The sequence below is a fragment of the Myceligenerans crystallogenes genome (assembly GCF_039529775.1).
GTDB classification, from domain to species: domain Bacteria; phylum Actinomycetota; class Actinomycetes; order Actinomycetales; family Cellulomonadaceae; genus Myceligenerans; species Myceligenerans crystallogenes.
The window spans coordinates 409,680-421,132 of the sequence record NZ_BAAANL010000005.1 but is presented as its reverse complement, the minus strand read 5'-3'; the positions used below and the strand labels follow the sequence as shown (position 1 = coordinate 421,132).

14 protein-coding genes and 2 tRNA genes are annotated in these 11,453 nt (G+C 71.6%); 8 read left to right on the top strand and 8 right to left on the bottom strand.

The window, feature by feature from the left end:
• Positions 1 to 16 precede the first annotated feature (16 nt).
• Positions 17 to 1,285: a cellulose binding domain-containing protein gene (locus tag ABD208_RS14405; RefSeq protein WP_344104061.1), complete on the bottom strand. Its 1,269-nt coding sequence runs from the start codon at positions 1,283 to 1,285 to the stop codon at positions 17 to 19.
• A gap of 229 nt (positions 1,286 to 1,514) precedes the next feature.
• On the opposite strand from ABD208_RS14405, the gene ABD208_RS14400 reads away from it, so the two are divergent.
• The gene (locus tag ABD208_RS14400; RefSeq protein ID WP_344104059.1) at positions 1,515 to 1,928 is read left to right on the top strand and encodes a hypothetical protein; all 414 of its coding nucleotides are present in this window, start codon (positions 1,515 to 1,517) and stop codon (positions 1,926 to 1,928) included.
• A 168-nt stretch (positions 1,929 to 2,096) separates the two neighbouring features.
• On the opposite strand, the gene ABD208_RS14395 is transcribed toward ABD208_RS14400, so the two are convergent.
• Both ABD208_RS14395 and ABD208_RS14390 read right to left on the bottom strand, forming a co-directional pair.
• Positions 2,097 to 3,437 (bottom strand): AAA family ATPase, encoded by a 1,341-nt coding sequence (locus ABD208_RS14395; protein WP_344104057.1) that lies wholly within the window; start codon positions 3,435 to 3,437, stop codon positions 2,097 to 2,099.
• 265 nt (positions 3,438 to 3,702) lie between these two features.
• Positions 3,703 to 3,775 (bottom strand) — tRNA-Ala (locus ABD208_RS14390).
• A 383-nt stretch (positions 3,776 to 4,158) separates the two neighbouring features.
• Here ABD208_RS14390 and ABD208_RS14385 point away from each other — a divergent pair.
• On the top strand, positions 4,159 to 5,217 hold the full coding sequence (locus tag ABD208_RS14385; RefSeq protein WP_344104055.1) for a DUF418 domain-containing protein: 1,059 nt from the start codon (positions 4,159 to 4,161) through the stop codon (positions 5,215 to 5,217).
• Here the strand turns inward: ABD208_RS14385 and ABD208_RS14380 are convergent, their stop codons facing one another.
• Both ABD208_RS14380 and ABD208_RS14375 read right to left on the bottom strand, forming a co-directional pair.
• Positions 5,218 to 5,850: a permease prefix domain 1-containing protein gene (locus tag ABD208_RS14380; protein ID WP_344104053.1), complete on the bottom strand. Its 633-nt coding sequence runs from the start codon at positions 5,848 to 5,850 to the stop codon at positions 5,218 to 5,220. It abuts the gene before it with no gap.
• 68 nt (positions 5,851 to 5,918) lie between these two features.
• Positions 5,919 to 6,239 (bottom strand): PadR family transcriptional regulator, encoded by a 321-nt coding sequence (locus ABD208_RS14375; RefSeq protein WP_344104050.1) that lies wholly within the window; start codon positions 6,237 to 6,239, stop codon positions 5,919 to 5,921.
• 158 nt (positions 6,240 to 6,397) lie between these two features.
• On the opposite strand from ABD208_RS14375, the gene ABD208_RS14370 reads away from it, so the two are divergent.
• Positions 6,398 to 6,470, top strand: a tRNA-Ala gene (locus ABD208_RS14370).
• A 37-nt stretch (positions 6,471 to 6,507) separates the two neighbouring features.
• Here the strand turns inward: ABD208_RS14370 and ABD208_RS14365 are convergent.
• Complete coding sequence (locus ABD208_RS14365; protein WP_344104047.1) at positions 6,508 to 7,128, bottom strand: TetR/AcrR family transcriptional regulator; 621 nt, start codon at positions 7,126 to 7,128, stop codon at positions 6,508 to 6,510.
• A 105-nt stretch (positions 7,129 to 7,233) separates the two neighbouring features.
• Between ABD208_RS14365 and ABD208_RS14360 the strand changes: the two genes are divergently transcribed.
• Together ABD208_RS14360 and ABD208_RS14355 are read left to right on the top strand one after the other, a co-directional pair.
• Positions 7,234 to 7,614: a hypothetical protein gene (locus tag ABD208_RS14360; RefSeq protein ID WP_344104045.1), complete on the top strand. Its 381-nt coding sequence runs from the start codon at positions 7,234 to 7,236 to the stop codon at positions 7,612 to 7,614.
• Positions 7,615 to 7,656: 42 nt separating this feature from the next.
• Positions 7,657 to 7,938, top strand: coding sequence for an Rdx family protein (locus ABD208_RS14355; protein WP_344104043.1), 282 nt, complete (start codon positions 7,657 to 7,659; stop codon positions 7,936 to 7,938).
• A 29-nt stretch (positions 7,939 to 7,967) separates the two neighbouring features.
• On the opposite strand, the gene ABD208_RS14350 is transcribed toward ABD208_RS14355, so the two are convergent.
• Both ABD208_RS14350 and ABD208_RS14345 read right to left on the bottom strand, forming a co-directional pair.
• The gene (locus tag ABD208_RS14350) at positions 7,968 to 8,618 is read right to left on the bottom strand and encodes a transcriptional regulator (protein WP_344104041.1); all 651 of its coding nucleotides are present in this window, start codon (positions 8,616 to 8,618) and stop codon (positions 7,968 to 7,970) included.
• A complete protein-coding gene (locus tag ABD208_RS14345; RefSeq protein WP_344104038.1) occupies positions 8,615 to 9,019 on the bottom strand; it encodes an SANT/Myb-like DNA-binding domain-containing protein in 405 nt (134 codons plus the stop codon). The genes ABD208_RS14350 and ABD208_RS14345 overlap by 4 nt, the downstream gene beginning before the upstream one ends.
• 49 nt (positions 9,020 to 9,068) lie before the next feature.
• Between ABD208_RS14345 and ABD208_RS14340 the strand changes: the two genes are divergently transcribed.
• The 3 genes from ABD208_RS14340 (at position 9,069) to ABD208_RS14330 (ending at position 11,437) form a co-directional block, all read left to right on the top strand.
• Positions 9,069 to 10,259, top strand: coding sequence for a PEP/pyruvate-binding domain-containing protein (locus tag ABD208_RS14340; protein WP_344104036.1), 1,191 nt, complete (start codon positions 9,069 to 9,071; stop codon positions 10,257 to 10,259).
• A 10-nt stretch (positions 10,260 to 10,269) separates the two neighbouring features.
• Positions 10,270 to 10,878 carry a histidine phosphatase family protein gene (locus ABD208_RS14335; RefSeq protein WP_344104034.1) on the top strand — a complete coding sequence of 203 codons (609 nt, stop codon included), beginning with the start codon at positions 10,270 to 10,272 and terminating at the stop codon, positions 10,876 to 10,878.
• 76 nt (positions 10,879 to 10,954) lie between these two features.
• Complete coding sequence (locus ABD208_RS14330; RefSeq protein WP_344104032.1) at positions 10,955 to 11,437, top strand: nitroreductase/quinone reductase family protein; 483 nt, start codon at positions 10,955 to 10,957, stop codon at positions 11,435 to 11,437.
• Positions 11,438 to 11,453: the final 16 nt, after the last annotated feature.

Here is an 11,453-nt window from a genome sequence, read left to right as displayed (position 1 = left end):
CCCGGTCGCGCGGCGGTCAGCAGCCGATGCGAGACGGGCCGTAGGCGACGTCGTCGTACCAGAGCGTGTCGGCGTCGCCGCCGTAGCTCTCCCAGCCGAGGCGGAGGTCCGTCAGGCTCGGCGACCAGCCGGCGCGGCGCAGCCACTGGCTGTCGACGTCCTGCGTGGGCGTGCCGTCCGCGACCAGGCCGGTCACGACCGTGCCGTCGACCCACGTGCTGAGGGTGCCCCCGGAGACCTGCCACTCGACGCAGGTCCAGGTGTTGACCGGCAGCGGCTTGCTGAGCGCGACGCCGTTCGGGCTCTGCTCGGGCAGGGTCGCGTCGTCGGACTCGCGGTTCCACTGCAGCGCGCTGTTCTGGCCGCCGAACCGCAGGTCACGGCCGCCGTCGTTGGCGTCGTTCATGGCGATCATCGTGGTGTGCGTCTGCGGCTGCGCCGTCGAGTGCCGCATCCAGACGCGGAACCACTGGGTGCCGGCGGGGATGTCGCGCCCGACGAACTGGTGGTTGCAGTACCCGCCGCCGCCGTTGACGCGGATCGACTTCGAGCCGGCGTGGGTCACGGACGAGTCCACGGCCGCGGTTCCCGTGCCGGAGCAGTTCTCCGCGCCGACCCTCCAGTCGCCGCCGGGGGTGCTGCCGGCCTGGTTCTCGAAGCCGTCGCAGGTCGCGCCGGACGGGCAGCCGCCGGGGTTCTGCGTCGGCGTCGGCGAAGGAGTCGGTGACACGGTGGGGGACGGGGAAGCGGTCGGGGTGGGGGACACCGTCGGCGTCGGGCTCACGGACGCGCTCGGGCTCGGGGTCTGGGACGTCGGCGACGCCGTCGGGCTCGGCGGCGCCGTCGTCGGGTCGACGCCGCACAGCGTCCCGTTGACCGTGAACGCCACCGGAGCGACGAAGCCGGTCCCGCTCTGGGACGCCACCGCCCCGAACAGCTCCCGGGTCGTCCCCGCGGGGACGGACGCGTTCCAGCCGACGTCGGACGCCGTGACCTTCGTGCCGGACTGGCTGACCGTCGCGTTCCACGCGTTGGCGATGGTGCTGCCCGCGGGCATGTCGAACTCGATGGTCCAGCCGCTGATCGCGGTGCTCCCGGCCGTCATGGACACCGACGCCTGGTGCCCGCCGTTCCAGCCGTTCACCACCGTGTACTTGACCGCCTGGCAGGCGGCGGCCTGGGCGGGCGCCGCCGTGGCCGCCGCGGTGAGTCCCGCGGCGAGCAGGCCTGCCGCGGCCACGAGCGCTCCCAGCCGCCGCCGTCGTTCCCGGATTCCGGTTCGCATCTGTGTACTCCTGTCGTCGGCGGCCGCACTGCCGCCTCGCTCGTGGCCGGCACCGTCCGGTGCGGACCTCCCCGGCGAAGGTAGGGGACGCTTGCCCCGGGGGATGAGCGGGTTATACGTTTCGCTGGCGACCATCGCACCACGAGGCACTCTCTCGGGGCCGGGCATGAGGAGTGCGAGAGGAAACGCGGGCAATCCGATGAACATGCGGAACGACGAAGGAGCGGGTGTGGGGCAGTCCTGGGCCGAGCAGCGTACCGAGGCCGCGCGCCTGCAGGCGGAACGCCTGCGGGAGCGGCAGGACGTCGAGCACGCGCGCGCCGAGGCCATGCTCGCGCGGTTCGCACGGGCGGCCCGGGAGGCGGGGCTCGCGACCGAGCCCCTCGTCGTCGTCGGCTACGGCGGGCGCGGCCGGGCGCGGACGCCGCTGCGCGGCTGGTACCTGCGCACGGACCGTACGGCGGCCGTGTCCGACGACGGCGCGTTCTACGTCCTGACCGCGCCGCTGTCGCTGCTGGACCGCGTCCGGGGCGTGCACCCGGAACCGAGGCGGCCGCCCCTGGTGCTCGGCGCGGGCGGCAAGGACGGCGACTCGATCGAGCTCGCGGCGGCCCTCGACCGGCTCCTGGCGGACTGGAGCTAGCCGCACGACGTTGTAGGGCCTCGTACCGAGCCGGCGATGCCGTCGGCAGTCAGGATTCAGGTGGCCGCCGCCTGGTGGCGCATGCCGTAGACGTCACGCAGGGGCAAGGAGATCGACCAGGATCGGCATCGCCGATGACGGGTGCCCGGTTCGGACGGCGCGCCACCGTCACGCCGTCCCGGAACCGAGCAGCGCGGCAAAGGAACTCGGCGCGAGCCGCGGTGTCCCGCCGTACCGCCCTGTGAGGTAGCGCTTGGCCACATTGGCATCGGGATGCCTCGGGAAGTCGGCCAGGCAGAACAGCTCGGTTGCGCCTTCATAGGTCTTGTCCGTGAACCACACCTGTTCGGGCTCCAGGGTCACCTGGCTCAGTGGGGAGAGGACGTACGACTCGTGGCTGGTGAAGATCAGCTGCGCCTGCTTGGTGTTGAGCCCGGGATCGGCGAACGTGTCGAGGAGTACGTCGAGCAGGTGCGGGTGCAGGCTCGCATCGATCTCGTCCACGACAAGCAGTCCACCGCTCCGCAGAGTCTCGAGAGCCGGTACCGCGATCGCGAGCCAGGCGATGGTCCCGTCGCTCTCGTCCTGGATCGAGAATGCGGGGCTCGTGCCTGCGGTACCGCGGTGGGTGAAGACGAGATGCCTGACGACCTGGGCCAGCTGGGCGTCGTCGAACTCATCTTGGTCGTCATCATCGTTCGACGAGTTCGTGGTGGCGTCGGCGACTTCTTCGTCATCACGCAGATCGCGCTGGAGCCGGCGAAGTGCCCGGCGCACACGCTCGGGAATGCTCTGCTCTTCGACGTCGACTTTCACGACGCCGATGTCAGCGACTCCGAGCAGAGCCTCGAGGTCGGCGAACGTGATCGTTCCGTCGGCGAGCGAATCGGCGAGGTCTTTCAGGCGGGCTTCCCGGTGCGAATCCTTCACCAGTACGTAGTCGATGCTCTCCGTGAGGTCCCGAGCAATCGGGTACAGCGACGATTCGCCCAGGAGCAGAGCACGGCTGAGCACGAGCTCGCGCTGCGTGACTTCGATCCTTCCGCGAAGGCTCTTGTGGAACGTCAGAATGTGTCCGTCACGGTCCCGCTCCAGCAAGGTGCGCCACCGCGAGCTGGGAACGTCACGCAGCCACTCGCGTTTGATGCCGTCGGAGTCGACCTCGAATCCGTACAGGTGACGCCGACCTTCGTGAACGAAGTCGAGTTCGTACGTGCTCGACATCGTGCGGGAGGTCTCGTCCAGCGCGAAGGGCCGCCGGACCATTCCCTTCGATGCCTGCCAGCTGGTCGCAGAGCGACCGATCGCCGTGCTCATGTAGATGATCGCGTCCAGCACGGCGGATTTGCCGGTCGCGTTTCCCCCGAAGATCCCCGCGATCGGAAAGGTTGCCGCGGCCCACGTGCCGCCCTGCGGTTGCAGGGTCCGCAGCGATGGGCGGGACAGGTCGATGGTGACCTCGTCGCGGATGCTCTTGTGATTCCTCACGGTGAAACTGAGCAGGATCATGTGGCCAAGCTAGCACGGAGCAATCGAAATATCGCGAATTTCGATCAGATCGCTTGGCCCAGGTCGGCTGGGCGTGCTGGGGGCGGTCTCTGGATGGGGTCGACACACGGGGGCGCTGAGCCCCGAGCGAGACGCAGTCGGGGTGGAGTCCACGCGAGTTGAGGCTGAGGCTGTGACAGGACAGGGAACGGGCCGTGGCCATGCGCAGGGTCACAGAACAACAAAACGGCGTGACTCCTCATGGGAGTCACGCCGCAATCATCGGTGGAGCTGAGGGGACTCGAACCCCTGACCCTCTGCATGCCATGCAGATGCGCTACCAGCTGCGCCACAGCCCCGACACCCGCAAACCAGCGAGCCCCGCAAGCATACGCAGCAGGCGGCGCGGCCGCCAAATCGAAATGAACACTTTGCCAGGTGGCCCTCGTCACTCCGGCGGCCGGCACCGCGGCGCGGCCTTCACGCCTCAGATTGCCGACGCGGCGGACGAGCGTATGCACTACCGTTCGTACGTCGCCGAGACGACCGAGACATCGACCGCGGACCCGCCGGTCGGCGCGCCGGGGACGAGTTCATCGTCACCAGGCGCGACGGCGTGAAGCGGGTCACGGAAGGCGCCCCCGGCCGGGGAGCCGGACGGGGCACAGCCAGCTTGACCGAACTTCTCTCCCGGACGCGCCTGCCAGCCCGCGCGCCCGCACCCGACCTTGCGCGTGGTCTGATGCTCCTGGCCATCGCGGTCGCGCATTCCTACCTCCTGCTCTACACCGCCGACGGCGTCCGCCAGCCCTTGCTGAGCGACCGGGTGACGGTGCTGGTCGAGGACCTGCTCGTGAACCACCGGGCCCGGCCGATGTTCATCTTCGTGTTCGGCTACGGCCTGGCGCAGCTCGCGCTGCGGCGGCGCCGGGGCGGGGACAGCTGGGGCGCCGTGCGCGGGCTCGTGCGGCGCCGCGGCCTGTGGCTGCTGTTGCTCGGTGTGCTGCACGTCGCGCTGCTGTTCTACGACGTGCTCACGATGTACGGGATCGCGAGCCTGGTCCTGGCGGGCACGCTGACCTGGTCGGACGCTCGGCTGCTCAGGGCCCTGCGGTTCGCTCTCATCGGGGTGGCCGTGGCGTTCGCCGGCTACGGGATCTTCTCGGCGACCGAGGGGTTCAGCCTGGTCATCGGGCCGCGGAGCCCGATCTTCTCGCCGTCGGACCGGATCCTGGAGTGGCTCCGCATGGCGCTCTTCATGACCTGGCAGGTCGTACCGGGAGTGCTGCTGGGGATCTGGGCGGCGCGCCGCCGGATCCTGGAGGACCCGCAGCTGCACCGGGAGCTGCTGACCCGCGTCGCGGTGGTCGGCCTCGGGGTGTCGATCGCGGGCGGCCTGCCGTACGCGCTGATGGACGCCGGATTCTGGCGGGAGCCGACGGCGCTCGTGGCGGCGGTCGCCGCGGTGGTGAACGGCGTGGCGGGGTACGTGGGCGGCGTCGGCGCGGCCGCGTCGATCGGGCTCGCGGTGCTGTACCTCCCGGTCCCGGCGCATCCGCTGGTGGTCGCGGTCCAGGCGCTCGGCCAGCGGTCGCTGACGTTCTACCTGTTCCAGTCGGTGGCGTTCGTCGGGCTCATGGCGCCGTTCACCCTCGGGCTGGGGGGCGAGGTGCGCTACCTCGGGGCCGCGGGGATCGCGCTCGGGACCTGGCTGCTGTCCGTGGCGGGCGCCTACTGGCTCCATCGCGCCGGCCACCGCGGCCCGGCCGAGAGCCTGCTGCGCAGGCTCAGCCGGAGCTGATCAGCAGGTGGCGAGGGTCCGGCGGGCCGACGCCGTGATGAACCCCATGGGGACGACGACGAGCGCCGTGACCAGGATCCATCCGGCCGGGTCGCGCCCGGCTCCGAGGGCCGTGAGCGCGAGGCCGGTGCCCACCATCAGGGCCGCCGAGATCATCGCCACGCCGGCGGTGGCGACGGCCAGCGAGCGGCCCGTGCCGGCCCGGCGCGCGCCGATTCGCGTGGCGACCAGCAGCAGGGCCGCCAGGGCCATGGTCACCGCGCCGGTGGTCTCGACCGCGGTGCCCAGGGTCGCGTAGAGCGGGCCGCCGGGGGCCGGGGTCGAGTCGAACCGGATCAAGCCGCCGTCCCAGAGGAACGGCTGGACGACGAGGACGCCGAACAGCAACCACGCCGTGCGGCGGGCGGAGGCCACCGCCAGGGTCGTCTGGAACCCGGGAGCCACCTCGGCGACCGAGCCGAAGTCCGCGACCGCGCGGGCCGCGGCGTCGGTCTCCGTGAGCCCCGCGGCGGCGTGCGCCTCGGTGGCGTCCTCGAGGTGACCGGCCGCCTCGCGAAGCAGGTCGCGGCGGACGCGAGCAGGGCCGACGAGGGCCTTGCCCAGCTCGTCGAGGTAGGTCGTGACAGGAGACACGACGTCATCGTCGCGCGGTACGCGCGCGGCCGCATCGGGGGTGACCCTGGTTCCCGGCCCGGAGCCGGTCATGGCTCGCCGAGGACGCGGCCGACCACCGCCGAGAACGTGCGCCACTCGGCCCGGTGTTCCGCCAGCGCGCGTTCTCCCGCGCCGGACAGCGAGTAGGTGCGCCGTTCGCGCCCACCGACCGTGGACCAGGAGCTGTCGAGGTAGCCCGCGCGCTCCAGGCGCCGCAGCGCGGGGTAGATCGTGCCGGTGGGCAGACCCAGCTCACCGCCGCTGCGTTCGGCCAGTGCCTCGATGATCGCGTAGCCGTGCAGCGGCCCGCCCTCGACGACGGCCAGGATCAACGAGTCGAGGTGCCCGCGCAACGCGTCCGCCTTCATGTAGGCAGCCTACACGTCAAGGGTGTGGCGGGTGCGGGCCGCCGCGCGACCGGGGTCAGGTGTCCCGACTCGGCCCTCGCCGGACGGATCCGGATCAATTTTGCCGGTTGCCCTCGGGCTGCGTATGCTTCTCGGGTCCGCCGGATCCGGCGGGCACTGGGGCTGTGGCGCAGCTGGTAGCGCATCTGCATGGCATGCAGAGGGTCAGGGGTTCGAGTCCCCTCAGCTCCACCCATTTTCTTCCTTCCCGTGACGGGGATCCCTCGGCCTAGCTCCGGCCCGCAGCCTCCGCGCGGATGCCGTTGATCAGCAACCGCAGGCCGTACCCGAACTGCTCGTCCGAGCCCACCGCGAACATCTCGTCGCCCGGTGGCCCGTCCGGCAGGCCCGTCACGGCCCGGCTGACCTGTTCCCAGCGGGCATCGCGGCTCCCGGCGCGCACGCTCATCGCCAGGGCGGCGGCGAGGTAGGCGATCAGCGCCTGCGAGGAGCGCACGACGTCGGACGCCGGCAGGCCGGCCTCGGTCAGCGCGGCGAACAGGCCGGCACCGAGCCGCAGGCCGTGCTCGCCGAGCGGCGGGCGTGCCGCCACATGCGCGGCGATGCCCGGATGGCGGAGCGCGCAGGAGCGGATCTCCGTGGTGATCGCCCGCAGCCGGTCGTCCCACGGGACGGCCGGGCCGGGATCGCGTGCGCCGGCGAGCGCGGCGTCGGCGACGGCGTCCAGCAGCGCCTCACGGTTGGCGAAATGGCGGTACAGCGCCATGGGATCGCAGCCGAGGTCCGCGGCGATGCGGCGCATGGACATCGCGGCGGGACCCTCGCGGTCGCCGAGGCGCAGCGCCGCGGCCGCGATCGCCGCGGGTGTGAGCCGCTCCGGCCTGCCCATCGTGACCCCCTCCGCTCCGGAACCGGGTAAGTCTACGACGTAGACAAGCGCGAGGTCCGTGTCTACGCTGTAGACCTCAGCATCGCCCGACCGGAGGAGACCGATATGCGTACCGTCACGGCAGGCAGGGTGGGGGCGCTCGTGCTCGGTGTCACGACGTTCGCGTTCCTGTTCGTCCACGACTCCTGGCGGCCCGAGAACCTGTTCCTCGTTCCCGATCTCGTGCTCTGCGCCCTGCTCCTGGGCGCCGCCCTGGCGCCGGCGCGGTGGGCGGGCCGCGCCCTGCTGTTCGCGTTCGGGATCGCGGCCGGGGTGTTCCTGACGTCGGTCGCGTCGTACGCGGTCGACGGGCGGTTCGGCGCGGCGAGCGCGCTCGGCGTCGTCGGCGCCGTGGCGTTCGCCGCGTTGGTCGCACGGGCGGAGCCCGTTGCCGGAGGCGGGCCGACGGCGTCGGCGGCCCCGGAGGGCACCGCGGCCGCGCGATGATCGCCCGCCGGGCCCTCGCGCCCGTCGTGGCAGAGTGGCGCCATGGCCGAACCGCGCATCGTGATCACCTTCTGCACCCAGTGCCGCTGGCAGCTGCGCGCCCAGTGGTACGCGGGGGAGCTGCTGCAGACGTTCGCCGACGAGATCGGTGAGATCGCGCTCGTCCCCGCCACCGGCGGGGTGTTCCGGATCGACGTCGGCGACGAGCACGTCTGGAACCGCAAGAGCGACGGCGGGTTCCCCGAGATCACCGACCTCAAGCGTCGCGTCCGTGACCTGATCGCCCCGGGCCGGTCCCTCGGCCACACGGACGCCCGGGACTGAGGCCGGATCGGCCCGGGGAGCCGACGGTCTTACGCTGGGCTGCCCGGGACCTCTCTTCCTCGGTCGACGCCGAGGGTGGCGATCAGGTCCTCGTGGAGCTGGAACCAGGTCCGGTGGCAGGAGTTGACATCGGTGCTGTCGATCCACTGGTGCCGCCCGCCCTTGGCCTGGTCCAGCGCCGATGCGTAGCGGACCGCGTATCCGTCGAATCTCGCCAGGACAGCGTGGAGGCGTTCGGTCAAGAGGGCGAGCTCCCTGCCGAGCGCCGTGAGCTCAGCGAGGATGCGTTCGTCCCACGCCTGGTCGGAGTGGTCGTTCGGGGCGAAGCGGTCTGCCTCGGTCGGTTTGATCTGCCAGTCGGTGACGGCGCGCAGCAGCCGGGCGTTGAGCGGAAGGAACCGGCGGTAGGTGCTCTCGATGACGCCTTCGCGGTCGGCGTCGGCGCGTTCGGCTGCCAGCCGGCGCTCGTTCTCCGCCTTGCCCGCGTCGGTGAGCGACCAGCCGGCGAGGTCGGCGAACGCGAGGTACTGCACCCAGCCCGCGCGTTCGGCCTCGCTGAGCACCCGCAGAGCTTCGGCGTGGCTGGTTCCGGCGCGCTCGGCCAGCAACGGGCTGTCGCCGAATCCCAGAAGCCGTACCGCGTGCAGCACGAGGAACTCTGGCTCTGAACGGCGGGTCATGGCTGCTTTTCCTGTCTGGCGCTGAGCCGGTTGACGTACTGCTGGCAGGCCTGCGGGGAACGGAACCCCATCGCCTCGGCGATCTGCGCCCAGGTCATCCCTTCGCTGCGCGCCACGAAGAGCAGGGCGACCTCGACGCTCTCGAGTTCGGCGCGTGCGGCCCGGAGCAGGGTGAGGGCACTCGACACCCCGTCCAGACCCAGGTCGGACGAGCGCCAGAGCGCGTACTGGGTGAGATCGACCGCCGAGGGCGGCATGGCTGCGGGCCGCCACGGCCGTGGCTCGATCTGGTCCCCGCCCTGTGCGAGAAGGCGGTCCTGGGCGTCGCGCTCACGCAGGGCCTGCGCGTCGTCGGCGACGGCGGGTCGTTCGAGGTCGTGCTTGCGTTTCACGTCGCCCATCCTGCTACTATCAACAGATTGTTGTCAACGTTTCGTTGATCGGAGTGCGATGCTGACAAGGCTTCGTGAGGCAACCCCTGCCGCCTCGGGCCACAAGGCGGGTGCGCTCGGGGAGCTGCTGCGTGAGGGGCTGCCGGTGCCCGATGGGTTCGTCGTACCAGCCGATGTCCATCCGTCCGGTACCGAGACAGCGAGTTCTCTGCGCGATGCGGTGGCCGCCGAGCTCGCGTGGCTCGATGTCCCGGCGGTGGCGGTACGTTCGTCGGCGGTGGACGAGGACACCGCTGGCGCCTCGGCGGCCGGCCAGTACGAGAGCGTCATCGGAGCCAGGGGCACGGACGAGGTGTGCCGGGCGATCGCGGTGTGCCGCGCCTCAGCTCGTGCGGCACGAGTCGGCCCCTACCGGAGGCGAACCGGCGGGAGCGATCCGTCCTCGGTGCCGGGGATGGCGGTGCTCGTGCAGCCGGTGATCGAGGCCGAGGCCTCGGGCGTGATGTTCACGCCCGAGCAGCCGGGAGGCCTGACCCGGATCGAGGCGTCCTGGGGCCTGGGGCTGTCCGTCGTGGGTGGAACCGTCACCCCGGACAGCTACGAGGCCGCGGCCGACGGCACCATCGGTCGGTCGATCGGCGGGAAGCAGGCGCGCACCGACCTCAGCCGCGCGGGCAGCGGCGTCGTGACCAGCACCGTCACCCCCGATCACCAGCATGCGCGAGTGCTGGACGACGCTACGGTGGCCACACTGACGGATCTGGGTGGCCGGACGGCACGCATTCTCGGCGGTCGCCAGGACGTCGAATGGGCGGTGGCCGACGGCGCGGTGTGGATCCTGCAGGCCCGCCCGGTCACCGCGCCCCTGCCCGCCGGCCGCGTTCCTGCCCTGTCCATTCCGGCCGGAGCGCTGGTCGGCACACCCGGCTCCCACGGCACGGTCACCGCTCCCGCTCGCATCGTGCGCGGCCCTTCGGACTTCCCGGCCGTCCGCGGCGGCGACATCGTGGTGTGCCGCTACACCGACCCGGCGTGGACCCCGCTGTTCACGATCGCTGCCGGCGTCGTCACGGAGACCGGCGGTGCTCTCTCGCACGCGGCGATCGTCGCGCGCGAGTACGGCATCCCTGCGGTGCTCGGCGTCCCCGGTGCCACGACCTGCATCACCAACGGTGCCCGCATCACGGTGGACGGCACGGCCGGAACCGTGACCCCGTCCGGAGGAAGGAGCGCGCGAGCACTGTCGTGATGCTCCCGGCATGCTGATGGCCACCAGGTATCTCTACATCGCCCGCCACGGTGACGCCGACGCGTTCGGCGGTCTCACGGAGCTGGGACGCGAACAAGCTCGCCGCCTCGGCCGGCGACTCGCGCACCTGCCCGTTGACGCGGTCTGGCATTCCCCGTTGCCCCGCGCCGCAGACTCCGCCCGGGAGCTCGATACCTACCTCAGCGGCGACGTCCCGGTGGGTGAGGCCGCCGAACTGATCGACCATGTGCCCTATGTGCCCTCACCGGAGGAGACCCCGCCGTCGTGGGTCCCGTTCTTCGACGGCTACGAAGCAGCCGAGGCCGCGGCCGCGCACGAGATCGCCCGGAGTCTCACCACGAGGTTCGCCAAGCCGTCCGAGGGTGCGGATGACCTGCATGAGGTGCTCGTCACCCACGCCTACCCGATCGCGTGGCTCGTTCGCGATGCCCTGGATGCGCCACGAACGCGGTGGCTCGGCCTCAGCAGCGCCAACGCCGCGCTGACCGTGATCGAGTACCGGATCGGCCTGCCCCCGAGCGTCGTCATGTTCAGCGACATGAGCCACCTGGGTCACGAGCTGCGATGGACAGGATTCCCCCGGACCCTGCGACCCTGACCGGTGAGTCGATCCGAGCGGGTGAATGATGGCGCGAACCGTTGTCCGGGCGGGGCGCCGCCGCGATCATTGCGACATGGGCGCTGATCAGACCGCAGGCTCCGGGGCGAAGGTGCCGCCCCGCTGGTTCATCCTCACCGCGTGGCAGGTGCATCGCGCCCTCTACCGGGTCTCCGGCGGGCGGCTCGGCCTGCGACGGCCGAAGCCCGGCGCCTTCGGCATGATGCGGATGCACACGACCGGCCGGAGGTCCGGCCGGGACCGCGCCGTCATCGTCGCCTACTTCGAGGACGGGCCGAACGTGGTCACCCTGGCGATGAACGGCTGGGGTGACCCGCCGCCGGCCTGGTGGCTGAACCTGCAGGCGAACCCCGACGCCACCGTGATCCTCCCCGGCGACGACCGCCGCCGCGTCCGCGCCCGCGAGGCCACCGGCTCGGAGCACGCCCGCCTCTGGGACACCTTCAGGACCCAGTTCGGCGAGGGCTCCGACCTCGACGCGCTCGCGAGGCTCCGCTCCCGCCCGACCCCCGTCGTCGTCCTCGAACCCGCCCCCTGAACCCACCGCCCCCGGA